We start from the raw sequence: 22,824 nt of genomic DNA, 5'->3' as shown, positions 1-22,824 counted from the left end.
TTATTAAGCGCTTGCCGGAACAAGGTTGGTAAGTTCAATAAAAATATTTTCGAGTGAATTGTTGCCGTGCTTTTCGCGAAGATTAGTAAGGCTGCTGTTAGCTACAATTTGGCCCTTGTTAATGATGATTACATTATCGCAAACAGCTTCAACCTCCTGCATAATATGGGTAGAAAGTATAATGGTTTTGGTTTTACCTAACTCGCGGATAAGCTGGCGAATGCCAACCAGTTGATTAGGGTCGAGGCCCGAAGTGGGTTCGTCGAGTATCAGCACCTGCGGATTGTGAATGATAGCCTGCGCCAAACCCACGCGCTGGCGATAACCCTTTGATAGCTGCCCTATTTTTTTATGCTGCTCGGGCCCTAAGCCGGTTAGCTCAATTACTTCGGCTATGCGTTGGTTGGTGTTATGTAGCTTGTGGATGCCCGCAATAAAACCTAAGGATTCTTTTACGTACATGTCTAAATATTGCGGATTGGTTTCGGGCAGGTAGCCTATATTTTGCCTTACCTGCAAAGCCTGTGTACTCGCATCAAACCCACATACCGAAGCCTTACCCGATGTTTGCGGGATAAAGCAGGTTAATATCTTCATGGTGGTTGATTTACCTGCACCGTTTGGGCCCAAAAAGCCTAATACACCGGGCCCGGCGTTAAAGCTTATGTTATCAATAGCTTTTTGGGTTGCGTAAAGTTTGGTAAGGTTTTGTACCATTATCATAGTCCCAAAATTAACATTTAAACAGGTGATTCCGAATGGTCGTGAGAAATCTTTTGCTAATATGCCGCCTGCTGAGTGATAAGGTTCTTTGTAAATCTTTCCGCTTTTTCTCACTTTCTCCCTTTCCGAAAAAAACTATCTTTGCCGTGTTATGAGTAAAAATACCGACGAGCTATTTAAAAATGTCATCTCGCATGCTAAGGAGTATGGCTTTGTTTTTCAATCGAGCGAAATATATGATGGTTTGAGTGCTGTTTATGATTACGGTCAGAACGGTGCCGAGCTAAAAAACAATATCAAAACCTATTGGTGGAAGGCAATGGTGCAAATGCACGAAAATATTGTAGGCATTGATTCGGCAATATTTATGCATCCCAAAATATGGAAAGCCAGCGGCCACGTTGACGGCTTTAACGACCCGATGATTGATAATAAGGATTCGAAAAAGCGTTACCGTGCCGACCAGTTAATTGAAGAAAAAATTGCCAAATACGATGGCGAAAATAAAACAGATTTAGCCGAAAAGCTACAGCATGATATGGACGAAGCCTTAAAGGCCGACGACCTGCCACGCCTGCGCGAAATTATTATTGAACACGATATTAAATGCCCCATAAGCGGCACCATGAACTGGACCGAAGTGCGCCAGTTTAACCTGATGTTTAGCACCCAGTTTGGCGCTATGGCCGAAGGCAGCGAAGAGGTTTACCTGCGCCCCGAAACTGCACAGGGTATATTTGTTAACTTTTTAAATGTTCAAAAATCGGGCAGGATGAAAATTCCGTTTGGGATAGCCCAAATTGGTAAGGCTTTCCGTAACGAGGTGATAGCCCGCCAGTTTATTATCCGTATGCGCGAGTTTGAGCAAATGGAAATGCAGTTTTTTATACGCCCCGGCACTCAACAGGAATGGTATGAGTATTGGAAAATTGCCCGCTTAAAATGGCACGTGGCCTTGGGCACCGACCCGGCTAAATACCAATATCACGACCATGCCAAGCTGGCCCACTATGCTACAGCCGCGGTTGATATTGAATACGAATTTCCGTTTGGATTTAAAGAGGTTGAAGGTATACACAGCCGTGGAAATTTTGACTTGAGCCAGCACCAGGAATTTTCGGGAAAGAAAATGCAATATTTTGACCCTGAGGTAGACCCGGAAACCGGCAAGCCTTATGGTAATTATATCCCGTATGTAATAGAAACTTCTATTGGTTTGGACAGGATGTTTTTACTAACCATGATGAACGCCTACGAGGAAGAGGACCTAAGCACCGAAGAGCGCCAGGACAGCCGCACCGTGTTACGCCTTCCGCCTGTATTGGCTCCTGTTAAGGCCGCTATATTCCCGTTAACCAAAAAAGACGGTTTGCCCGAAAAGGCCCGCGAAATAATGGATAAACTGAAACTGGAATATAACGTACAATACGAAGAAAAAGATGCCATTGGCAAGCGCTACCGCCGCCAGGATGCCATAGGTACACCAATTTGTATCACGGTAGATCATCAAAGTTTAGAAGATAATACCGTTACCATTCGCCACCGCGATAGCATGGCGCAGGAACGCGTTTTAGCCGACGACCTGAGTAAAATATTAGGAGATTTAGTTAGCTGGAAAACCGTTTTAGGATAATATTCACCTAACCTATTCATAAGCAAAAAGCACCTGTTTTATGGGTGCTTTTTGCTTTGTAACGAGTAATTCGATTGACAAATTATTCTACCGGGATATAAACCGCGCTATTCTCAACCGCCTCGGGAGTGATGTTTAAATACACCTCGTAGTTCGACCATTGCAAAGCATCTACATTACTTACTGGCACCAGTACTTTTTTGCCGCCTATCATGTTGGCAGTATCTATCACCAAATCGGTTATCGTCCAGGTTTGGTCGTCTAAAATATAATTGTTAAGGTGGCCTATTTCGCCGCCTATGGCGTGTATGTGGTAGCCGCTAACATTTTTGGCACTTTGCAGGCTTACATCGTAAGTAGCTTTTGGCAATTCGTCGTCATTCGCGTTTTCTACTTCAACAGCCGGGATAGCGTCGGCAGTATTGCCTCCGCCAAAAAAGGTACTTTCCCAATAGTTTTCCCAGGAGTGGTGCATATGTAAAATTTCTTCCTGCTGGCGCGATACGGGCAGGTCGGTATCAATATCGGGGCTATTTTTTATCTGTTCGGTAGTTAAGCTAACGCTAAATTTACCCGTGGTGCCATAATCTGTTAATACCGATTGCGGCGATATAAGCACCTTACGGCTTGATAACCAGCCCCCTGTTTCAACTACCAGGTAGCGTATGGTCCAGGTTTTATCATCAAAATAAAAATCTTTCACAGTGCCCAGGTCACCATCGGTGGCGGCTATTTTATAGCCTATCAGGCTGTTAATATCACGTTTCATGTTAACAAGTTTAAGTAGCTGGTCTGTAGTATTATCACTACCGTTATAAAGCGTTGGCACGGTAAAATTGTTTTAATTGGTTAAGAAAATTATCGGCAAAAACCCCGGTGAAAATGTTTTGGATGTCGTTTATTACCGTTCACCGACGTTTTAGTGCCCTTCGCCTAAAACCTGTGGCGAAAATGCCAGTTCTGCGTCATATTTGTTTCATCAAACAACAAATCAATATGAAAACTTTACTTGCCGTGCAAATTATTCAACTTATTGTTAAGGGTGCCGCGTTTGTTCAACACCTTATCCATCTAAGCGGACATCTTATAAAATAGCTATCTCATTGCCTCCCAAAGTTGACAAAGCTTTAGAGAAAACACCTCCGGAAAAACAGGGGTTGCAATTAGCCGCTGAATAGTTTTATGAGTTAAAAAAAAAGTTTTGGAACAACATAAAGCAAATTTTCAGTGTGCTTTTCGGAATTTCGCGTTCGGATTTTGCGTTGAAAAAGCCATGTCATCCATACGAGAGGGCATGGCTTTTTAATTTAATCTATCGCCGCAAACTTTAAGCACGAAGGGTTGCCTACTTCCAGTTTTTCGCCTGTGTAAGTTAGCTTGCCGGTGGTTTTGTTGATCCGGAAAACGTATACGTCATCGCTGGTTTGGTTGGCTACCAGTAAAAAATTGCCTGTAGGGTCAATCACAAAATTGCGCGGGGTTTTACCTAAGCTTGATGTTCGTTCAATAAAGGTGAGTTTTCCATTATCCTTGTTAACAGCAAAAACTTCTATCTCATTCACGCTGCCCCGGTTTGTACTATAAAGGTATCTTCCATCGGGCGAGATATGAATATCCGCAGCACCAATTATGCCTTGGAAACCATCGGGCACTAAGGTATTAGATTCGGTTTTTTTCAGTTGCCCGTCGTTATATTCGTAGGTATTAATATCGCCGCCCATTTCGCATATCAGGTACATAAATTTGCCGTTTGGGCTAAACGCAATATGGCGGGGGCCATCTCCACCTGTGGCCGCAATAAATGCAGGGCTGGCGGGTGTTAAGGGTTTTGCCTCTGCCGGGGCGTAGCGCATAATGTTAAGCTTATCGGTGCCAAGGTCGGTATATAGTAAAAGCTTTTCGTCGGGTGATAGTACGGCGGTGTGTACATGCGGCCCTGCCTGGCGGCTTGTATTGGGGCCCGTGCCTTCGTCTTGTATAGTTTGGGATGGCTCGGCTAATGATCCGTCGGCTTTGATAGGTAAAACAGATAGGCTGCCACCTGCGTAATTGGCTATAAATACGTTTTTATTTGCCCTGTCTACCGAAATATAGCAAGGGCCACCACCGTTTGATGGTTGTTTGTTAATAAGCACCAGCTTTCCGGCTTTAGCGTTAAACGAAAAAGAACTTACACTGCCAGCGCGGTCGGCACCAACTTCGTTAACCGAATAAACAAATTTGCGGTTGCTTGATACCGCAAGGTACGATGGATTGTTTACACCGGTTACTTTATCCTGATAGGTTATTTTGCCGGTTTTGGTATCAAAATGATAAACATAAATGCCCTGGCTTTTACCAGTGGTATAGGTGCCAACTAATAGGTTATAAACCTTGCCGCCGGTGTTTTGCGCCATGGCTAACACCGGATAAGTAAGCAAAAGCAGTACAAAAATTTTTTTCATGTTGGGTTATATTGATGGCGCAAGTTAATAAATGTATCATCAACAAAAAATATCCTGCGTTTTTGCAGTGCGCTACTCCATATATTTTTACTTTACATGGCAGTAGCCCGTTAGCAGGCACTGCATACAACAAATAGGCAATAAGTAAGCTATTAGGCCAAAAAACACCTTTCGGTTAGCCAGCCTAAAACACTTGGTCACTGCAAACGTACTTTTTATGTGACCTTGCAACAACAGCAATATTTTTTTGTTATAAGGCTAAATTTATACTCATGAGTCATAAAAAAAAGAACTTTTTCGAAAGGTTTTCTAATTGGGCTACTAACGCTACAGGCAGTTCAGCGGCTTTTATATTAGCATCTGCAAGTATTGTAATATGGGGCGCTACGGGGCCGGTTTTTAGTTACTCAACAACCTGGCAGCTCATTATCAATACGGGCACAACCATTATTACCTTTTTGATGGTTTTTTTAATACAAAAATCGCAAAATAAAGATTCGAAAGCTATTCACCTCAAATTGAACGAGCTTATTGCCGCTCACCAGGGCGCAAGTAACCGTATGGTTAATATTGAAGATATTACCGAAAAGGAATTGGATCAATTACGTAAATTTTACGTCCGATTATCTATCTTAGCTAAGCAGGAGGATGACTTAGGTTGCACACATTCTATTGATGCAGCCGATGATAATCACCAGTATAAATCAGAACGTGTGAACTACCACAGGGAGCGCGAAAAACTAAAAGATGTTGATAAAAGTAAGTAAAGTATACCAGCCTGCCCATTTGGACGAGGTATTTGCCATAAGGCGAGAAGTATTTGTTGGCGAACAAAATTGCCCTCCGGAGTTGGAATGGGAGCATGAAGAAGAATCTAATCATTTTTTAGCCACTGTTGATGGTGAGCCCGCGGGGGCTTCGCGTTGGCGTAAAACCGATAAGGGATACAAGTTGGAGCGTTTTGCCGTATTGGGTAAATACAGAAATAATGGAATAGGGCAGGCCCTTGTACAAGCCGTGTTGAACGATTTACCTGCCGATGCCAATTACATTTACCTGCACGCGCAAATTTATGCCGTAACGCTTTACCAAAGATTTGGCTTTGAAAAAACCGGACCGGAGTTTGAAGAAGCCGGAATAAGGCATTATAAAATGGTGCTGGCAAGGTAAATGTAAACCGTTTGGTTGTAAGCTATAGTGTTGCCTTCGCGTACCGTATAGAGCCGCTCTGTTTCCGTGCGGTAGTTTAGTTTCTCGCCATGAAAGTTGAGTTATTTTATCCAAAAATCTTTGCCGAGTAACTCATTGCTTCATCCCATTTGGCCATATCAAGGCTTAAATCAATGCCTTGCTGCTGTAAAAAGCTTATTAGGTTTTCGGTAGCTATGTTGCCTGTTAAATCGTCGGTGGCCATTGGGCAGCCGCCAAAGCCTTTAAGGGCACTATCAAAGCGTTCGCAACCTGCCTCATAGGCAGCCGTTATTTTTTCAAGGCTAGTTGCCGGTACCGAATGCAGGTGTACGCCAAATTCGGTCTCGGGGAAGGCAGCGCATAGCGCAGGGTATATTTCCTTTAATTTTTGAGGTGTTGATACCCCTGTAGTATCGGCCAGCGAAATAATGCTGATGCCTTCATCAACCATTTGCCCGGCCCATTTGGTAACCATATCAGTGTTCCATTCGTCCCCGTAAGGGTTGCCAAAAGCCATAGATAAGTAAACCAATAATTCTTTATTGTTTGAGCGGCAAAGCTTGTTTATCTTTTTAACTGTATTAAACGATTCCCGAATTCCGGAATTTGTATTACGCTGCTGAAAGGTTTCGGATATAGAAAACGGAAAACCCAGATAGCTGATTTCATCAAACGCTACCGCATCTTCGGCACCATGCAAATTAGCAGTGATAGCTAACAATTTGGATGTGGTATTATCGAGATGAAGCCGTGCCAAAACATCAGCGGTATCACGCATTTGCGGGATAGCCTTGTGCGATACAAAGCTGCCAAAATCGATAGTGTTAAAGCCAACCTGCAAAAGCAGGTTGATGTATTGGGCTTTTACTTCGGTTGGCACAAAGTTATGTATCCCCTGCATGGCATCGCGCGGGCACTCGGTGAGTTTTATTGCATACTGTTTATTCTTCATTCAATTAAATGGGGAACAAAGCGGCTCATATTATTGGTAATTAACCCATCTGACTCGCGGATACCTATACCCGCGGGTTGCTGCCCAATAACCCAACTGCCAATTACCGGGAAATTACCATCAAAATTGGGCAGCTTGCACAATTCCTGGTAAACATAGCCCTCTTCACCGTAATCGCCATCAGTAGCTTCTATTACCAAGCCGTTTTCCACAATGGTTATGTTTGCGCCCTCGCGCGAGAGGAAAGGCTTTTTAACATATTTTGTTAAATCACTCCTGGTAAAATACGTAGGCAACAAATTTTTATGCTCAGGAAACAATTGCCATAAAATAGCTAAAATGGCCTTGTTGCTTAACAACATTTTCCAACTTGGCTCAATCCACAGTGCTTTCTGAGTATCTGTAACTATGTTTTGCCCAAAAGCTTCGTTCACCATCCACTCATACGGATATAGCTTAAAAATATTGCGGATGGGTTGGTTTTTTAAATCAACAAAATATTGATTGTTATTGTCCCAACCAATGTCTTCAATGTAAATAAACTCCGTGTCAAGTCCGCCCTGCATTGCACAGTCCTGCATATAGGCTGTGGTAGTAAAATCTTCTAAACTATCTTTTATGCAGCTGAAATATAATTTGTCGTTATACAGGTAATTTTTAAGGTATTTCCAGTAATCAATCAGCTTCTCGTGCAGTGAGTTAAACTGATCTTTCGGTTCATCAAAATCCTTTAGCCAAAACCATTGTATAATTGATGCTTCAAAAAGTGAGGTAGGGGTATCGGCATTAAATTCAATCAATTTGGGTTCGCCAATGCCATCATACCAAAAGTCAAACCGGCCGTATATAGCTGGCGCATCCTCGTTCCACGAATCTACAATATGCGGGATAATAAATTTCGGAATCTTAAAGGCTTCAAACAAGTTATTATCAATAACATACTGAACGGCTTGTATGCACATGTCCCACAGTTCGGCCGTAACGGCTTCAAGTTTTTCTACCTCGGGCATGGTAAAGGTGTAATGGGCGGTTTCATCCCAATACGGTACATCGGTACTATGAAAATTAAAGCCTAAGGCTTCAACCGTTTTTTGCCAGTTATTGCGGGGGGATATTTTAAAACGCTTCATTATTTTTTTTAAGATGAAGAAGATGCATGAAAGCCACCTATACTACCAAAACCACCGCGCGATACGCTACCGTTGTGCGAAGTATGTACTGCCGAACTTGAATATCCTTGCCTTACGTAGCCTGCGTGGCCACCAAAGTTGTTGAATGATCTTCCGTGTCTTTTACCGTAATGAGCACCATCGTAATAACTGCCATAAGCTCTAAAAACGTAGTATCCATGAAAGCCACTTGTGGTAGGCGAATAATTGCCGGTTGTATCGGTACGCATATATATGTGGCTTTGTTGCTTATTTTGTTTGCAACCCAAAAGCCCGGTAACCAGTACTAGGGTAATAGCCTTAGATTTTTTCATTGGTACTGGTTATTTAACGGTTACGTAAAAATCATAATCCTCGGGCACTACCATATTTTTGGTATTACCATTATCGTCTTCTCCTTCGGTTGCCGATAGGCCTAAGCTTTTTACGGTATCTTTAACGTCAAATTCTTTTATCTTCTGTCCCCTTCGCCAAACTATGTAATGCGTAGTTATCAGATCTTTTAACGAGTCGATATGGCTTGTGCTGAGTGTAACCTCTATGCTGCCCTTTTTATCAACCTGTTTAGCTTTATCATCATTATCATCATCTCCGCAGCTGCAAAGTAAAAGGCATAATAGCAATGTTATAGGTAAAAGTTGTTTCATTTATTAATATATTAATTACCCAAACATACATTTATTTATGTAAGATTGAGTAATCTCAAAATAAATTGACAGACCTTTTTTACTCAATCGTTGGCTTTCGGCAAGTGCTCTGTTGCCACAATTTCTTCGCGAATAAATTTACGGATGATGAGCCGTGTACCGCCATTATAGCTAAAATAGCTGCCTATCCAGTTAATAAAAACAACCACCCGGTTGCGGAAACCGGCTAATGATATTAAATGCACAAACATCCACACCAGCCAGGCAAAAAATCCCTGGAAGCGTATTTTACCAATATCGGCAACGGCCTTGTTGCGGCCTATGGTTGCCAACGACCCTTTATCGTTATATTTAAACGGTTCGGCGGGTTGGCCGTCAATTATTTTGATGAGGTTTTTAGCCAGGTGCGTGCCTTGTTGTATGGCCACCTGTGCTACACCTGGATGGCCTTTTGGTGTATCAGGAGTAATTATAGCGGCCACGTCGCCAATGGCAAAAATATTGGTTTGCCCGTTAACCCTGTTTATTTCGTCGGTTTGTATGCGGTTACCTTTTACTATACCTTCTTTTGGTAAACCATCAATCACCTGGCCCATTACCCCGGCAGACCAGATTACGTTGTGCGTTTTAATGCTTTTGCCATCTCCTAATTTAATTTCCTTACCGTCGTAATCCTTAACGGTTACATTGGTTAACACTTCAACGCCAATCTCCTTTAAAAACTCGGTTGATTTGGATGATGCCTGCTCCGACATTACCTGCAATACTTTGGGCAAACCTTCAACCAGGTAAACCTTCATTTCGTCTTTATTAAGTTCCGGGTAGTCTTTATGTAAAATATGATTGCGCAATTCGGCAATGGCTCCCGATAGTTCAACCCCGGTGGGGCCGGCGCCAACTACAACAAAATTCATATAAGGTTCGCGCGCTTCTTTGCCGTTTTGTAATATGGCTTCTTCTAAATTTTGCAATATCATACTCCGCAGGTTGAGTGCCTCGGGTATGCTTTTCATCGGCATCGAGAAGTGCTCAATTTGCTTGTTGCCAAAAAAGTTGGTGGTTGAGCCGGTTGCAATTACCAGGTAGTCGTACTTTATTTCGCCTATAGTGGTGTCAATGCTATTATCCCCGGGGCGTATTTTGGTTACTTCGGCAATCCGGAATCTAAAATTTTTTTGGCCCTCAAATATTTTCCTCAACGGGAAGGCTATCGAATCGGCCTCCAGGCCGCCTGTTGCCACCTGATATAATAAAGGCTGAAAGGTGTGATAGTTGTGTTTATCCAGCATGATAATATCCACAGGCTTATCGTCCAGATGTTTGGCCAGTTCAATACCGCCAAAGCCGCCGCCTATAATTACTAATTTGGGAAATTTTGAATTGTTTTCTGTTTCCATAATACATTATACAATTGGGCTAAAAATGTGTTTGGCAGCAATTTAGATTTGGGGTATGGATATTGGGATTTGAGCGAAAGTAATTCGATTAAGCCGTCTCATTTTCAAATTAGTGTTAAATAAAAAAGCCTCCCGGTGTTTACCGGGAGGCTCGCTATTATAAGTTTTATTGAATCTAGCGCAGGTCTTTTTTTCCGAAGTCGATAATAACAGGAGTTGCCACGCATATAGACGAGTATGTACCAAAGCACACACCAATTAATAATGCGAACGAGAACCCTCTAATTACGTCGCCACCAAATATAAATAACACTATCAATACAAACACTACAGTTAAAGCTGTAATAATGGTACGGCTTAGGGTGCTATTAATAGCCTGGTTAATAACCTCTTTAGGGTTATCGGTTTTAGCATGGTGCAGGTTCAAGAACTCGCGGATACGGTCAAACACTACAACGGTATCGTTAATAGAGTAACCAATTACCGTTAATATAGCGGCAATAAACTTTTGGTCAATATCCAACGAAAACGGCAACATATCTTTAAATATAGAGAAGAACGATAATACCAGCAAGGCATCATGCGCGGTTGCAATCATTGCACCCAAACTAAACTGCCATTTGCGGAAACGAACCAATATATAAATGGATATAATAATGATGGCGAAAAGAACCGCGTACACTGCCGACGATTTTAAATCGCTTGCAATGGTTGGGCCTACTTTTTGCTGGCTCATAATTTGGAACTTGCCCGGTATTTGCGAAAGCCCTTCGTTTAGTTTAGCCTGTGCTTTGGCATCGGCGCCATCGCTGTTATCGTCAATAAGGTAAGTAGTTGTAATGCTTACTTGCTGGCCAGATGTTCCGTAGGTTTTAACTATGGTTTCTTTACTCATCATGTTAACAAGCACGTCGTTTACCTTTTCGCTTGATACCGGCTGATCATAGCGAACGATAAAAGTACGGCCACCACGGAAATCAACACCGTAGTTAAAGCCCCGCGTAGCCATTGATACAATACCGATAAGGATAAATACACCCGAGAAGATGTAAAACTTGAAACGGTTTTTAACAAACGCAAAATTAGCGTTTTTGAAAGTATGTGAACTCCATGGGTTTGAAAACTTGATTGGCTTATCTCTTTTAAGCAACCATTCAAAAATTAACCTTGAAATTAATAAAGAACAGAATAATGAAGTTACAATACCAATCATCAAAGTGGTAGCAAAACCTCTGATAGGGCCCGAACCAAATATATAAAGTATTAAACCGGTAAGGAACGTACTGATGTTAGAATCCAGAATTGATGATAACGCATGTTTAAAACCATCGGCAATAGCAATACGTAACGATTTGCCATGATCAAGTTCTTCGCGGATACGCTCGTATATCAATACGTTGGCATCAACCGCAATACCCAGGGTTAAAACTATACCAGCAATACCTTCTAAGGTTAACACTGCGTGTAAGCTGGCCAGTACACCCATTAAAAAGAATACGTTAACTACTACCGCCACACAGGCTACAGTACCTGCACGGTTATAGTAAAGTACCATAAACACTAGTACCACCAATAAACCTACTAATGATGAGGTTAAACCATCGCTAATAGCTTCCTGCCCTAACGAGGCACCTACAATTTCTTCGCCTATAATGTGAGCGGGAGCTTTTAAACGGCCCGATTTTAATACGTTGGCTAAATCTTTAGTGTCATCAATAGTGAAGCTTCCGCTGATGGATGATATACCGCCCGAAATTTCGTTTTGTACGGTTGGTGCCGAGTATACATTGTCGTCTAATACAATAGCAATAGCTTTTTTAGGCTCTTTAGCAGCAGCTTCGGCAGTTACTCTTCTCCATTTGGTAGCGCCTTCCGAGTTCATAACCATTCTAACTTCGGGGTTTCCCTTTTCGTCAGTGCTTGGTCCGGCATCTGATATTACATCTCCCGATAATACCGGTCCGTTTTCTGATCCCGATAATTTAACAGCGTATAATTCAAATACTTTTTTCTCGCTGCCTTTTACACCCCATAATAATTTAGCATTACGTGGCATCGAAGATTTAACCTCGGGGCTGTTTAAAAACGCATTGATTTTGGCAGTATCTTTTTGAAGAGCCTGACCAACAACCGGCCCAGTACCAAGTTGAGGTTGGTTATTTTGACCGGGGTAAATACTCAAATGCAATAAAGAAAGCAATGGGTTTTGCGAAGCCTGATTTTTGCCTAGCGCCGATGTGCTGTCTTTATCTGCACTCTTTTTAACTTTATTTAAAAGGCTTAGTGCGTTTGATTTTGCCGCGGTATCTGTTTTGGTACCGGTTGCAGCAGCAACTTTAGCTGTTGTATCGGTTTTTGCGGCTTTAGCTTTTGCGGCTAAAATTTTATCAGCATTCATTAAAAACTGATAAAAATCGGCGTTTTCATAAGTTTCGTAAAACTCCAAATTTGCCGAACCTTGTAAAAGCTTATCAACCCGTTCCTTATCAAACACACCGGGTAACTCAATCAATATCCGGTTGCCTTGTTGAAGCTGGATATTGGGTTGTGTAACGCCAAACTGGTCAATACGGGTAGTTAATACCGTTTTGGCCTGTATAATGGCAACCTTAGCCTGGTCTTGCAGGTAAGCTTGCACTTCGTTGTTTGTGGCGTTAAACTTAATGTGATCCTGGTTTTCTTTTGTAGAAAATATTGCGGCCAGTTTAGCATTAGGCACCAGTTTTTCATATTCCTGTACAAACAGGGTTATGTAATCGGCCGTGCTGTTTTTAGCAATTGCCGAAGCATTACTTAAAGCCTGGTTAAAAGCAACATCAGGGTTATTGTTTGATAACGATTTTACCAATTCAACCAATGATATTTGCATGGTAACGTCCATACCGCCCTTCAAATCCAAGCCCAAAGCAATTTCCTTGTCTAAGCAGTATTGATAAGTGTGTTTGAGTACCGGATAGACTGGCTGTGTAGCCATCGAATCCAGGTAGCCTCTTTCCTTTGCCATGTTACCTTTCGCATATTCTTTGGCATCGCGCTTAACTTTCTGCGCCACAAATGTGAACGAGAGCTGATATAAGCAAACTACCGCCAGTAGAATTGCGAAAAATTTAATAATCCCTTTACCTTGCATTGTAAATTAAAAATGTGTAATCAATTAGTCTATAAGCTTTTTTAACAAGATGGCAAATCTAATAAAATTTCGCAAAATGAATTTTTTTAATCACACAAAATAAAACATTAATTGTTAGGCCCGTACCAGAGTGATAAAAGAATAGCTAAATGCGTGTTTTTCGTCGGTTTCATGGTCTTCTCGCTCTGTTTCTTTCCACTCTTTGTAAGCAATTTCCGGGAAAAAGGTATCTGCATCAAAAGCGTGATGTACTATAGTGAGGTATATGCGGTTGCAAATGTGCATAGCCTGGCGGTAAATCTCGGCTCCGCCAACAATAAAAACTTCTTGCTCATCTTTACAAAGTGCAATGGCAGCATCAAGCGAGTTAACAACTTCGCAGCCATCAATAGTTATATTTTGCCTGGTGATGATAATGTTACGTCGCTTTGGCAACGGCTTACCTACCGAATCGAACGTTTTGCGGCCCATAATAACGGTGCCTCCGGCAGTAATATCTTTAAAATGCTTTAAATCTTTAGGGAGATGCCAAAGCAACTGGTTATTTTTCCCGATGGCATAGTTGGATGCAATGGCTACTACAATGGTTATGTACATGGTGTGATGGAGCTAAAAAAGGTTAAACATTACGTCATTGCGAGGTACGAAGCAATATCTAAACTATACAGAGCCGCTCTGTAAGTCCGTTTGTGCTGCGTAGAGATTGCTTAGTAATTTGCAATAGCAGGGTGTTATTAAAAGAAAATTACACGGCTACCACACCCTTAATATGCGGATGCGGATCATAATTTTCCAGGCTGAAATCCTCAAACTTAAATCCAAAAATATCTTTTACATCGGGGTTTATCTTCATGGTTGGCAGTGGCCGGGGCTCGCGGCTTAGTTGTAAACGCGTTTGCTCAAGGTGGTTGTTGTACAAATGTGCATCCCCCAGGGTGTGGATAAAATCGCCATAATCCAGATCGCACACTTGTGCTACCATCATGGTAAGCAAAGCGTATGATGCAATGTTGAATGGCACGCCCAAAAAAATATCGGCGCTACGCTGGTATAGCTGGCAACTCAATTTGCCTCTCAGTTCGCCCTTTTGGGGGTTAGGGGGCTGCACATAAAACTGAAATAAGCTATGGCAGGGTGGCAGTGCCATTTGTTCTACATCGGCAACATTCCAGGCCGAAACCATAATGCGGCGCGAGTCGGGATTGCTTTTCAGGGTTTTGATAACCTGACTTATCTGATCGATGTGTCCGCCATCTGGTTTTGGCCAGCATCGCCATTGGTAACCATAAACAGGGCCAAGGTTGCCGTCGGCATCGGCCCACTCATCCCAAATGCGTACGCCGTTTTCTTTCAGGTAACGTATATTGGTATCGCCGCTCAAAAACCATATCAGTTCGTGAATGATTGATTTAAGGTGCAGCTTTTTAGTAGTAACCAACGGAAAACCATCCTGCAGGTTAAAACGCATCTGGTATCCAAAAACGCTTATCGTCCCGGTTCCGGTACGGTCGTGTTTTTGAGCGCCGTTATCCAGCACATGTTGCATCAGGTCGAGGTATTGTTTCATGTTTTTGTAGTTATTGGGTTATTGTGTTACTGAGTTATTTGGGCGAGGTACCATTAACCAATAACCTAATAACTCACTAACCAATAACTTTTCCAAAACACAAAAGAAAAAAAACTAATTTTGGTATCCTACGGGATGTGCAAAAATAGAGTCCGTTGTTAGTCGTTTTCGTTTATGATAAATTTTCCGATAGCTAAAATAAATATAGGGTTAAATATTACCGCCCGCCGCGCAGATGGTTACCACGATTTGGAAACTGTTTTTTATCCCATCAAAATAAACGATGTGTTGGAGATTATAAAAAGCGACCACTTGCACTTCGAAGCTTCGGGCCTGGGTATACCGGGCGACGTAGCAGATAACCTTTGCATCAAAGCTTATCACCTGATGAAGCAGGATCATGACTTGCCTCCTGTGAGCATTCATCTGCATAAACACATTCCTATTGGCGCCGGTTTGGGTGGGGGTTCGGCTGATGCCGGATATTTTATCAGGTTAATTAACCAAATGTTCGGCTTAAATTTATCTGCCGAAGCAATGCGCAATTATGCGCGCGTTTTAGGTGCCGATTGTGCTTTTTTTATAGAAAGCAAACCTGTATTCGCTTTCGACAAGGGCGACCAGTTTGAACCGGTAACGCTCAATCTTTCTGGCTACTACCTGGCTTTGGTGATGCCACCTACGCATGTATCCACAGGTGAGGCTTATCGGGGCGTAAAACCTGCACCGGTAAAAACATCGTTAAAAGAATTGATAAAACTGCCCGTTGCCGAGTGGCGCAACCACATAAAAAACGATTTTGAAGATCATATTTTTAAGGCGCATCCCGAAATTAGGGGCGTAAAAGCAGCCCTTTACCAGGCCGGAGCTTTATATGCCAGCATGAGCGGCAGCGGTGCCTCCGTATTCGGGATATTTGAAAACAAGCCCGACCTGGAATTTTTGGAAAAAGATAACCAAGTGTTTAGCCCCCTCTAAATCTCCCCCGGTTGGGGAGACTTTTGATTAGCATTTTAATTTTATATAGCATTTGATTATTAAACCCTCCCTACCGGGGAGGGTTTGGGTGGGGCTAATTAAATTCCCGCATCATCTGTAACGCCCTTGCCAAAAGCTTCAACCCAATCATTATCGCCGCCACCTTTTGCAACGGCTGTTAATAAGCGGTTGTGCGCCAGCATGGCAAGCGGCATAGGTGTATGGCTGGTTTGCGACAGTTTAATTGCAAGGCGGGCGTCCTTTAAGCCAAGGCGGGCTTTAAAGCCTACCGGTTGGTATTGCTTGTTGGCAATAAGCTTGCCATAGTTTTGGTAAATAGGTGCATTAAACAAGGTTGAGCCAAAAAAGTTGGCAACAGCCACACGGTCTAATCCGTTTTTTTCTGCAAGGGTAAAGGCCTCGGCCATTAGTTCCAGCGAGGCAATAATCATAAAATTACCTGCAATTTTAAGTACGTTGGCTGCCCCGGCGTCTTCACCAAAATCGGTTACGCTTTGGCCCAGGGCCTCTAGTATAGGTTGGGCGGCTGCTTTGTGCAGGGCCGCGCCCGATGTACAAACGAATAGTTTTTTTGCGGCTGCCGCTTCGGGGCGGCCAAAAACCGGAGCGGCAATATAATGGCTGCCAGCCTGCTCGTGCAGGCCGGAAAGCAGTTGGGAAGTTTCGGGCGAAATGGTACTCATGGAAATATGTACGCCTCCTTTGGGGAACGTGTGCAATAGGCCATTCTCGCCCGAAACAGCTTCTTTCAAAATTTCATCTTCTGATAACATCGATACCACAAACTGAACGTTGGCAGCAGCCTCGGCAGGGGTATTGCATTTGGTAATTGATGCCTGCTCAAGCTCATCGGCTTTGGCAATGGTGCGGTTGTAAACTTGTAAATGGTATCCGGCTTTAATAAGGTTTTGGGCCATTGGGGTGCCCATATTTCCTAAGCCAATAAATCCTATAGTCATAATAATTTTTTTGATGTGCGTTTTAAAACCAGATAGTGCAAAGCGTTACCTAAGTTACTTAAAGTTTTAAGTATCGTTACTTAATGTATTCGCGATCCTCGTCGGTTAAGGGTGGGTTTTTTGTACCGGTTGGGTTATCCATAGATGGGTGCGATTCGTCGAACTTTGCTTTTCGCGGACGGCCTATTTGGATGCCTATTAATAAACTTGTTACCGCAATAACCGCCGTTAAAATGAGGATAGAGAACCGTGGATTCCAAAATAAAATACTGAATGTTACTTCCTGGTTATTTTGCATAATAATTACAGTAAGCAAAATAGTTACAACAATGAGTAGGATTGTTTTGATGCGCATAGTTATTGGGGTAAACAGTTAAACCAAGATGAAAGTTTTTAAATTTATTTCAAATTAATGCGATAAAAAAAATGGCAGAGCTATTATGTTGCTTTGCGCGCCGCCAGCCTTGTTTTAGCAACCGGGAATAAAAATATGGTTGATAATAAAATGATGGCCCCAACCCAAAAACCGGCTGTCATTTTATCCATTTCGCCAAAAAATAAAAATGCCATTATAATGCCATACACGGGCTCAAGGTTGGTTATGAGTGCAACGCGGAAGGCCGAAAACTCTTTCATTACCGATACACCTGCAACATAAGCCAGCGATGTGCAAACGGTACCTAATATAACCAGGTATCCAATATCCGCAGGTACTAACCGCATGCTGGCATTAAAACCGCCTGTAAATAACAAATAAATGCTTATCCATACAACGGCACCTAACAGTTCGTAAAAAGCAATAACCGGAGCATCGCTGTGCTTAACCAGTTTTGAATTAAATATGGAAAATAAACTGGCAAAGGTTGCGCTTAACAAACCCAAAACAATACCCAGTGTGTATTGGGTTTCAAATTTAAAAATTATTAAAATGCCCGAGATAATGAACAAGCCGGCCAGTATTTCGAGTTTCGAGATTTTCTTTTTGCTCAGTAAAGGTTCAAAAATAGCCGTAAACAAGGTTATGGACGACAGGCACACCAACGTTACCGAAACCGTGGAAGATTTTATGGCCTGGAAAAACAATATCCAATGGCCGCCAACCAGCGCGCCAATAAAAAATAGTTTTAAAAACAGGTTGCGTGTTACCTTGTAATTGTTGCCGTTAAACTTAAAATAGGCATAAAGCGTAACCAAAGCTATAAGCACCCGGTACCAAACCAGGTAAACCGATTGTACGTGGATAAGTTTACCCAAAATGCCGGTAAAGCCCCATATAAAAACCGTAAAATGTAAAATAATAAGGTTTTTATTTAACTGTGTTTTGGTAGTGGTGCCGGGCATTATTTTGGAGCCTTACGTAACAGGTAATAGCCTAATAAGCCAAATAACAGGTTGGGGATGCATACTGCGATGATAGGATGCAAACCGCCTTTAAGCGAAAATACGTTGGCAAACCTATCTACAACAATATAAGCAAAACATAAAAAGAAACCTATACCCAAAGGTAAACCAACACCGCCCCTTACCTTACGGGACGATAATGAAACGCCGATAAGCGTGAGTACAAAGGCGGCAAAAGGGTGTACAAAGCGGTAATATTTTTCAAACAGCATGTCGTACAAAACGCCGGTACCGCGCATAGATTCGTTGTCTATTTTTTTGTTCAGCTCGCTCATAGACATGGCGTTGTAAATGTTGTTATGCAAAACAAAATCTGCCGGTACCATCTCCAAAACAGTGTCTTTAGTCTCGCTATGAACCATCTTTTCGCGTAAGCCATTAACATATCTAACATCAACGCCATGCATGGTCCAACGGTGTTTTACGGTATCGTAACCAATACTATTTGCGGTAAGCTTTTGTTTCATTACATCACCGTTAAATTTTTCGAGCGTAAACATATAACCCGTTTTAATGTCGTCATTAAATGTTTGCATGTATACAAAGGTGTTTTTATCTAATTGTATATGCACATCAACTTTTGTATGATCTTCGAGCACCACATACGAGTTTTCGAAAGTGTTTTTTAGCTGATTGGTAAACGGGATTAAATAAATATCGGCAAATAACGATACCGTGAATATTAAAGAGGCACATATAAAATAAGGGCGCAAAAAGCGGTTAAAGCTGGCACCTCCGCTTAAAATCGGAACAATTTCGGTTTGGTTGGCCATTTTTGCCGTAAAAAATATTACCGCCAAAAAGTTAATAAGCGGCGATAGCATATCAATATAAAACGGTATAGAGCCGGCGTAATATTGAAATATGATTTGGTTTAGTGTTACGTTGGCTTTTAAAAAGTTATCCAGCTTTTCGGATACATCAAAAACCACAATAACCACCACAAAAATAGCTATGGTAAATACAAAGGTGCCCAGGTATTTTTTGATGATATACCAATCGAAAACTTTGATGTATTTATTTAACATGTATTATAAACGTTGCGCAAGTGATTTAACCATGCTGTTTTTCCAATCGTAAAAATTACCTGCAATTATTTTTTCGCGGGCTTGTTTAACCAGCCACAAGTAAAAATGCAGGTTATGCAGGGTAGCTATTTGTGCGCCCAACATCTCGCCCGAATGTATCAGATGACGAAGATAAGCTTTTGAATAGCTTATATCGGCAAAAAGGTCGCTGTCTTCATCAACCGGCGAAAAATCGTTTTTCCACTTCTCGTTCTTAATATTGATAATACCATTTTTGGTAAACAACATGCCGTTGCGGCCATTGCGGGTAGGCATAACACAATCAAACATATCAATACCGAGTGCTATATTTTCCAGCAAATTAACGGGTGTACCTACGCCCATTAAATAACGCGGTTTTTCTTTCGGTAATATATCGCACACCACTTCGGTCATGGCGTACATTTCTTCGGCCGGTTCGCCTACCGATAGGCCGCCTATGGCATTGCCTTCGCGCTCAAAGGATGCTATAACCTCGGCAGATTTCATCCTGAGGTCTTTATAAACCGAACCTTGCACAATAGGGAAAAATGTTTGGCTGTAGCCGTATTTAGGTTCGGTGCTGTCAAACCTGTCGCAGCAGCGTTTTAACCAGCGGTGAGTCATATCTAAACTTCGGCGCGCGTAGCCATATTCGCAAGGGTAGGGGGTACACTCATCAAAGGCCATAATAATATCGGCGCCAATGGTGCGCTGTATATCCATCACATTCTCGGGCGTAAACAGGTGTTTTGAACCATCAATATGCGAACGAAACGTTACGCCCTCTTCCTTAATTTTACGAACTTCTGTGAGCGAATACACCTGGTAGCCGCCGCTATCAGTTAATATCGGGCCGTCCCAGCCGTTAAATTTATGCAGGCCGCCTGCCTTTTCAAGCGTATCTAAACCGGGCCTCAAGTATAAATGGTAGGTGTTGCCTAAAATTATTTGCGCCTCAATATCGTTCTTTAATTCGCGCTGGTGAACGGCTTTAACTGTGCCTGCAGTGCCCACAGGCATAAAAATAGGCGTTTGTATGGTACCATGATCTGTAGTTATTTCGCCGGCACGGGCCTTTGAAAGCGGATCATTTGCTGTTAATTTGAATTTCATCTGAAAGGGCAAAATTAACAAATAAAGCCCTTATTATTAAGCCGAATTATTTTATCATTACAATCGTAAATTCATTACTTTTTAAGAAATTTACCCTGTTTTTAAAAATCGCGGTTTTGGAAGTTATAAAAGAAATATTTTTCGTCGTTCTTCAGGTCTGTTTTATTACTCAACTTTATTTTTTAATAGCCAATCACAGGCGGTTGGCATCCTATAAACCATCCGGTGATGCTCCGGTTAGTAACCTGCCCATATCTGTAATTATCTCGGCACGTAACGAGCACGATAATTTAAAAAATAACCTGCCCATAATTTTAGATCAGGATTACCCCGACTACGAAGTTGTTGTTGTTAACGATTGCTCGTCGGATATGTCGGACTATTTATTGCTCGAGTACGAAAAGCAATACCCAAAACTCAAAGTAGTTACCGTAACCGAGCATCCCCGTTTTAAAACCGGCAAAAAGTTTGCATTAACAATGGGTATAAAGGCCGCTAAAAATGAGCACCTGCTATTTACCGATGCCGATTGCGAACCAGTATCCGGAAGGTGGATAGCCCGCATGGCCGACAAATTTAAAGGCAAAACGGCAATAGTTTTAGGATACTCGCCCTATAAACGGCAGCGTGGGCTTTTAAATTTGTTTATCAGGTTCGAAACCTTAAAAACCGCCATAAATTATTTATCGGCAGCGTTAAACGGTGAAGCTTATATGGGTATAGGCCGCAACATGGCCTATACTAAAACTTTGTTTTTTGCCAACAAAGGCTTTGCGGCGCACATGCATGTTATGGCCGGCGACGACGATTTATTTGTTAATCAAAACGCTACAAGCCAGAATGTGGATATAGAGATACACCGTGATGCCCACATCCTTAGTAGCCCTAAAGAAACGTTTAGAAGCTATTACCGGCAAAAAAAGCGGCACATGGGCGTGGGTAAGCTTTATAAAAATAAACATAGGCGTTTTTTAAGTTTTGATGCCATAAGCGGTTTTGTGTTTTACGCCCTGCTTATTTATTTGGCGGTAGTGAGTTACCTGCCGTGGATGCTGCTGGGGGTATTTATGTTCCGTCTTATTTTTCAGGTTGCCATCTATAACAACATCTATAAAAAATTAAGCTGTGCCGATTTAATTTGGTACCTGCCTTTTTTTGATATTATTTATTACATATACCTAAACTTGTTTGGCTTATTGGGTACCTTTACCAAAACTAAGCAATGGAAGTAAATGCAAATTTTTCTGATAATGCTAAAAACGACTTTAGGTTAGTTAATAGAGCTCGTGAAGGGGACCAGAAAGCGTATGCCGACCTGATGCACCGTTATAAGGACTCTATTTACTTTATGGCCCTTAAAATGGTTAACAATAAGGAGGATGCAATGGACCTTACCGTGGAAACTTTTGCCAAAGCCTTTGAAAAACTGGATAAGTACCAGCCCGACTACGCCTTTAGTACCTGGCTGTTTAGGGTAGGTACCAATAACTGTATCGATTTTATCCGGAAAAAAAAGTTGAATACCTTATCGATAAACGGGATGGTTGATGAGGACGGCGACGACAGGCCGTTGCAAATTAAATCGGACACGCTTAACCCGGAAGAAATGTCGATGAAGCGGGAGCAAACCCAGTTGCTTAAACTTTTGATAGATAGCCTGCCTCCCCGTTATCGTAACTTGATTGTATTGCGCTACTTCGACGAACAATCGTACGAGGAAATTGCCGAACAACTCGACTTGCCTTTAGGCACTGTTAAAGCGCAGTTATTTAGAGCAAGGTATTTATTGGGTAACATTGTAAACGCACGTAACCGCGATGACATCTGACATTATTAACAAACACTTCGATAACTTAACCAACCCGCAGCAAAGCCAATACGCCCAACTGTTTGATTTATATACCTATTGGAACAGCCAAATTAACGTTATATCCCGTAAGGATATTGATTTGCTGTTTGAACGCCATGTGCTGCACTCGTTAGGAATTGCCAAAGTAATGCAGTTTTTACCCGGCGAACAAGTGTTGGATGTTGGCACAGGCGGCGGTTTCCCCGGCATACCTTTAGCCATTATGTTTCCGCAAACCCAATTTCATTTGGTTGATTCTATAGGGAAAAAAATTAAAGTAGTGCAGGAAGTTGCCAGTGCCCTGGGATTGGATAACGTAAAGGCATCACACAACCGCGCCGAAGAGGTGAGCGGGAAGTTTGATTTTGTGGTATCGCGTGCGGTAACGCAGCTTAAAGATTTTTATCCCTGGGTTAAAAATAAGTTTAACAAAACATCAAACAACACCCTCCCTAACGGAATACTTTACCTTAAAGGCGGCGATTTAAAACAAGAAATTGCCGAATCTGGTTTAAAGGTTCGGCAATTTCAACTGAAAGATTACTTTAACGAGGAGTTTTTTGAAACCAAGCAAGTTATCTACGTAAAGGGAATAGTTTAA

General features: G+C 42.0%; 23 protein-coding genes. 7 read left to right on the top strand and 16 right to left on the bottom strand.

Features of this window, described 5'->3' with window-relative positions; all coding sequences use genetic code 11:
• Positions 1-3 precede the first annotated feature (3 nt).
• Positions 4-723, bottom strand: coding sequence for an ATP-binding cassette domain-containing protein (locus BDD43_RS26945; RefSeq protein WP_121201325.1), 720 nt, complete (start codon positions 721-723; stop codon positions 4-6).
• A 151-nt stretch (positions 724-874) separates the two neighbouring features.
• Here BDD43_RS26945 and BDD43_RS26940 point away from each other — a divergent pair, with 151 nt between their 5' ends.
• Positions 875-2,356 carry a glycine--tRNA ligase gene (locus BDD43_RS26940; RefSeq protein ID WP_121201324.1) on the top strand — a complete coding sequence of 494 codons (1,482 nt, stop codon included), beginning with the start codon at positions 875-877 and terminating at the stop codon, positions 2,354-2,356.
• An 82-nt stretch (positions 2,357-2,438) separates the two neighbouring features.
• Here BDD43_RS26940 and BDD43_RS26935 read toward each other — a convergent pair whose 3' ends face one another.
• Together BDD43_RS26935 and BDD43_RS26925 are read right to left on the bottom strand one after the other, a co-directional pair.
• Positions 2,439-3,125 (bottom strand): PRC-barrel domain-containing protein, encoded by a 687-nt coding sequence (locus BDD43_RS26935; RefSeq protein ID WP_147425754.1) that lies wholly within the window; start codon positions 3,123-3,125, stop codon positions 2,439-2,441.
• Between the two features lie 538 nt (positions 3,126-3,663).
• A complete protein-coding gene (locus tag BDD43_RS26925; RefSeq protein ID WP_121201321.1) occupies positions 3,664-4,800 on the bottom strand; it encodes a lactonase family protein in 1,137 nt (378 codons plus the stop codon).
• Positions 4,801-5,072: 272 nt separating this feature from the next.
• Here BDD43_RS26925 and BDD43_RS26920 point away from each other — a divergent pair, with 272 nt between their 5' ends.
• Positions 5,073-5,567, top strand: a complete 495-nt coding sequence (locus tag BDD43_RS26920) for a low affinity iron permease family protein (RefSeq protein ID WP_121201320.1) — start codon at positions 5,073-5,075, stop codon at positions 5,565-5,567.
• The gene (locus BDD43_RS26915) at positions 5,548-5,970 is read left to right on the top strand and encodes a GNAT family N-acetyltransferase (RefSeq protein ID WP_121201319.1); all 423 of its coding nucleotides are present in this window, start codon (positions 5,548-5,550) and stop codon (positions 5,968-5,970) included. Before BDD43_RS26920 ends, BDD43_RS26915 begins: the two co-directional genes overlap by 20 nt.
• 106 nt (positions 5,971-6,076) lie before the next feature.
• Here the strand turns inward: BDD43_RS26915 and BDD43_RS26910 are convergent, their stop codons facing one another.
• The 8 genes from BDD43_RS26910 to BDD43_RS26875 all read right to left on the bottom strand — a co-directional run bounded on the left by BDD43_RS26910 (position 6,077) and on the right by BDD43_RS26875 (position 14,853).
• Positions 6,077-6,943, bottom strand: a complete 867-nt coding sequence (locus BDD43_RS26910; protein ID WP_121201318.1) for a hydroxymethylglutaryl-CoA lyase — start codon at positions 6,941-6,943, stop codon at positions 6,077-6,079.
• Positions 6,940-8,073, bottom strand: a complete 1,134-nt coding sequence (locus BDD43_RS26905; RefSeq protein ID WP_121201317.1) for a glutathionylspermidine synthase family protein — start codon at positions 8,071-8,073, stop codon at positions 6,940-6,942. Before BDD43_RS26905 ends, BDD43_RS26910 begins: the two co-directional genes overlap by 4 nt.
• Before the next feature lie 8 nt (positions 8,074-8,081).
• Entirely contained in the window at positions 8,082-8,426 is a 345-nt protein-coding gene (locus BDD43_RS26900) for a hypothetical protein (RefSeq protein WP_121201316.1), read from the bottom strand.
• A 9-nt stretch (positions 8,427-8,435) separates the two neighbouring features.
• Complete coding sequence (locus BDD43_RS26895) at positions 8,436-8,759, bottom strand: hypothetical protein (protein ID WP_121201315.1); 324 nt, start codon at positions 8,757-8,759, stop codon at positions 8,436-8,438.
• An 83-nt stretch (positions 8,760-8,842) separates the two neighbouring features.
• A complete protein-coding gene (locus BDD43_RS26890) occupies positions 8,843-10,156 on the bottom strand; it encodes an NAD(P)/FAD-dependent oxidoreductase (RefSeq protein ID WP_121201314.1) in 1,314 nt (437 codons plus the stop codon).
• A gap of 175 nt (positions 10,157-10,331) precedes the next feature.
• Complete coding sequence (secDF, locus tag BDD43_RS26885) at positions 10,332-13,286, bottom strand: protein translocase subunit SecDF (RefSeq protein WP_121201313.1); 2,955 nt, start codon at positions 13,284-13,286, stop codon at positions 10,332-10,334.
• A 114-nt stretch (positions 13,287-13,400) separates the two neighbouring features.
• On the bottom strand, positions 13,401-13,883 hold the full coding sequence (locus BDD43_RS26880; RefSeq protein ID WP_121201312.1) for a dihydrofolate reductase: 483 nt from the start codon (positions 13,881-13,883) through the stop codon (positions 13,401-13,403).
• Between the two features lie 148 nt (positions 13,884-14,031).
• Positions 14,032-14,853 carry a thymidylate synthase gene (locus BDD43_RS26875; protein WP_121201311.1) on the bottom strand — a complete coding sequence of 274 codons (822 nt, stop codon included), beginning with the start codon at positions 14,851-14,853 and terminating at the stop codon, positions 14,032-14,034.
• Between the two features lie 174 nt (positions 14,854-15,027).
• On the opposite strand from BDD43_RS26875, the gene ispE reads away from it, so the two are divergent.
• Positions 15,028-15,831 (top strand): 4-(cytidine 5'-diphospho)-2-C-methyl-D-erythritol kinase, encoded by an 804-nt coding sequence (gene ispE / locus BDD43_RS26870; protein ID WP_121201310.1) that lies wholly within the window; start codon positions 15,028-15,030, stop codon positions 15,829-15,831.
• A 98-nt stretch (positions 15,832-15,929) separates the two neighbouring features.
• Here the strand turns inward: ispE and BDD43_RS26865 are convergent, their stop codons facing one another.
• From BDD43_RS26865 to tgt, 5 genes are all read right to left on the bottom strand, one after another.
• Entirely contained in the window at positions 15,930-16,811 is an 882-nt protein-coding gene (locus BDD43_RS26865; RefSeq protein WP_121201309.1) for an NAD(P)-dependent oxidoreductase, read from the bottom strand.
• Positions 16,812-16,887: 76 nt separating this feature from the next.
• Positions 16,888-17,166, bottom strand: coding sequence for a LapA family protein (locus BDD43_RS26860; protein WP_121201308.1), 279 nt, complete (start codon positions 17,164-17,166; stop codon positions 16,888-16,890).
• A gap of 83 nt (positions 17,167-17,249) precedes the next feature.
• Positions 17,250-18,152, bottom strand: a complete 903-nt coding sequence (locus BDD43_RS26855) for a DMT family transporter (protein WP_162847180.1) — start codon at positions 18,150-18,152, stop codon at positions 17,250-17,252.
• Positions 18,152-19,240, bottom strand: a complete 1,089-nt coding sequence (locus BDD43_RS26850) for an LptF/LptG family permease (RefSeq protein WP_211339740.1) — start codon at positions 19,238-19,240, stop codon at positions 18,152-18,154. Before BDD43_RS26850 ends, BDD43_RS26855 begins: the two co-directional genes overlap by 1 nt.
• Positions 19,241-19,243: 3 nt before the next feature.
• Positions 19,244-20,374, bottom strand: coding sequence for a tRNA guanosine(34) transglycosylase Tgt (gene tgt / locus BDD43_RS26845; protein ID WP_121201306.1), 1,131 nt, complete (start codon positions 20,372-20,374; stop codon positions 19,244-19,246).
• Positions 20,375-20,490: 116 nt separating this feature from the next.
• Here tgt and BDD43_RS26840 point away from each other — a divergent pair, with 116 nt between their 5' ends.
• Genes BDD43_RS26840 through rsmG form a run of 3 tightly spaced genes read left to right on the top strand, consistent with a single transcriptional unit; the run spans position 20,491 to position 22,824 of the window.
• Positions 20,491-21,606: a glycosyltransferase gene (locus tag BDD43_RS26840; RefSeq protein ID WP_121201305.1), complete on the top strand. Its 1,116-nt coding sequence runs from the start codon at positions 20,491-20,493 to the stop codon at positions 21,604-21,606.
• The gene (locus tag BDD43_RS26835) at positions 21,597-22,202 is read left to right on the top strand and encodes an RNA polymerase sigma factor (RefSeq protein ID WP_121201304.1); all 606 of its coding nucleotides are present in this window, start codon (positions 21,597-21,599) and stop codon (positions 22,200-22,202) included. The genes BDD43_RS26840 and BDD43_RS26835 overlap by 10 nt, the downstream gene beginning before the upstream one ends.
• A complete protein-coding gene (rsmG, locus tag BDD43_RS26830) occupies positions 22,192-22,824 on the top strand; it encodes a 16S rRNA (guanine(527)-N(7))-methyltransferase RsmG (RefSeq protein ID WP_121201303.1) in 633 nt (210 codons plus the stop codon). The genes BDD43_RS26835 and rsmG overlap by 11 nt, the downstream gene beginning before the upstream one ends.

It is taken from the genome of Mucilaginibacter gracilis (assembly GCF_003633615.1).
In the GTDB taxonomy this organism is placed as follows: Bacteria; Bacteroidota; Bacteroidia; order Sphingobacteriales; family Sphingobacteriaceae; genus Mucilaginibacter; species Mucilaginibacter gracilis.
This window is presented reverse-complemented; position numbering and strand designations above follow the sequence as displayed.

Excerpts from the sequence above, each read along its gene's own strand:
- ispE (WP_121201310.1), top strand. The coding sequence starts at position 15,028 with ATGATAAATTTTCCGATAGCTAAAATAAATATAGGGTTAAATATTACC.
- BDD43_RS26915 (WP_121201319.1), top strand. The coding sequence starts at position 5,548 with ATGTTGATAAAAGTAAGTAAAGTATACCAGCCTGCCCATTTGGACGAG.
- BDD43_RS26865 (WP_121201309.1), bottom strand. The coding sequence starts at position 16,811 with ATGACTATAGGATTTATTGGCTTAGGAAATATGGGCACCCCAATGGCC.
- secDF (WP_121201313.1), bottom strand. The coding sequence starts at position 13,286 with ATGCAAGGTAAAGGGATTATTAAATTTTTCGCAATTCTACTGGCGGTA.
- BDD43_RS26925 (WP_121201321.1), bottom strand. The coding sequence starts at position 4,800 with ATGAAAAAAATTTTTGTACTGCTTTTGCTTACTTATCCGGTGTTAGCC.
- BDD43_RS26920 (WP_121201320.1), top strand. The coding sequence starts at position 5,073 with ATGAGTCATAAAAAAAAGAACTTTTTCGAAAGGTTTTCTAATTGGGCT.
- BDD43_RS26880 (WP_121201312.1), bottom strand. The coding sequence starts at position 13,883 with ATGTACATAACCATTGTAGTAGCCATTGCATCCAACTATGCCATCGGG.
- BDD43_RS26910 (WP_121201318.1), bottom strand. The coding sequence starts at position 6,943 with ATGAAGAATAAACAGTATGCAATAAAACTCACCGAGTGCCCGCGCGAT.
- BDD43_RS26860 (WP_121201308.1), bottom strand. The coding sequence starts at position 17,166 with ATGCGCATCAAAACAATCCTACTCATTGTTGTAACTATTTTGCTTACT.
- rsmG (WP_121201303.1), top strand. The coding sequence starts at position 22,192 with ATGACATCTGACATTATTAACAAACACTTCGATAACTTAACCAACCCG.
- BDD43_RS26900 (WP_121201316.1), bottom strand. The coding sequence starts at position 8,426 with ATGAAAAAATCTAAGGCTATTACCCTAGTACTGGTTACCGGGCTTTTG.
- BDD43_RS26855 (WP_162847180.1), bottom strand. The coding sequence starts at position 18,152 with ATGCCCGGCACCACTACCAAAACACAGTTAAATAAAAACCTTATTATT.
- BDD43_RS26935 (WP_147425754.1), bottom strand. The coding sequence starts at position 3,125 with ATGAAACGTGATATTAACAGCCTGATAGGCTATAAAATAGCCGCCACC.
- BDD43_RS26905 (WP_121201317.1), bottom strand. The coding sequence starts at position 8,073 with ATGAAGCGTTTTAAAATATCCCCCCGCAATAACTGGCAAAAAACGGTT.
- BDD43_RS26895 (WP_121201315.1), bottom strand. The coding sequence starts at position 8,759 with ATGAAACAACTTTTACCTATAACATTGCTATTATGCCTTTTACTTTGC.
- BDD43_RS26850 (WP_211339740.1), bottom strand. The coding sequence starts at position 19,240 with ATGTTAAATAAATACATCAAAGTTTTCGATTGGTATATCATCAAAAAA.
- tgt (WP_121201306.1), bottom strand. The coding sequence starts at position 20,374 with ATGAAATTCAAATTAACAGCAAATGATCCGCTTTCAAAGGCCCGTGCC.
- BDD43_RS26940 (WP_121201324.1), top strand. The coding sequence starts at position 875 with ATGAGTAAAAATACCGACGAGCTATTTAAAAATGTCATCTCGCATGCT.
- BDD43_RS26835 (WP_121201304.1), top strand. The coding sequence starts at position 21,597 with ATGGAAGTAAATGCAAATTTTTCTGATAATGCTAAAAACGACTTTAGG.
- BDD43_RS26875 (WP_121201311.1), bottom strand. The coding sequence starts at position 14,853 with ATGAAACAATACCTCGACCTGATGCAACATGTGCTGGATAACGGCGCT.
- BDD43_RS26890 (WP_121201314.1), bottom strand. The coding sequence starts at position 10,156 with ATGGAAACAGAAAACAATTCAAAATTTCCCAAATTAGTAATTATAGGC.
- BDD43_RS26945 (WP_121201325.1), bottom strand. The coding sequence starts at position 723 with ATGATAATGGTACAAAACCTTACCAAACTTTACGCAACCCAAAAAGCT.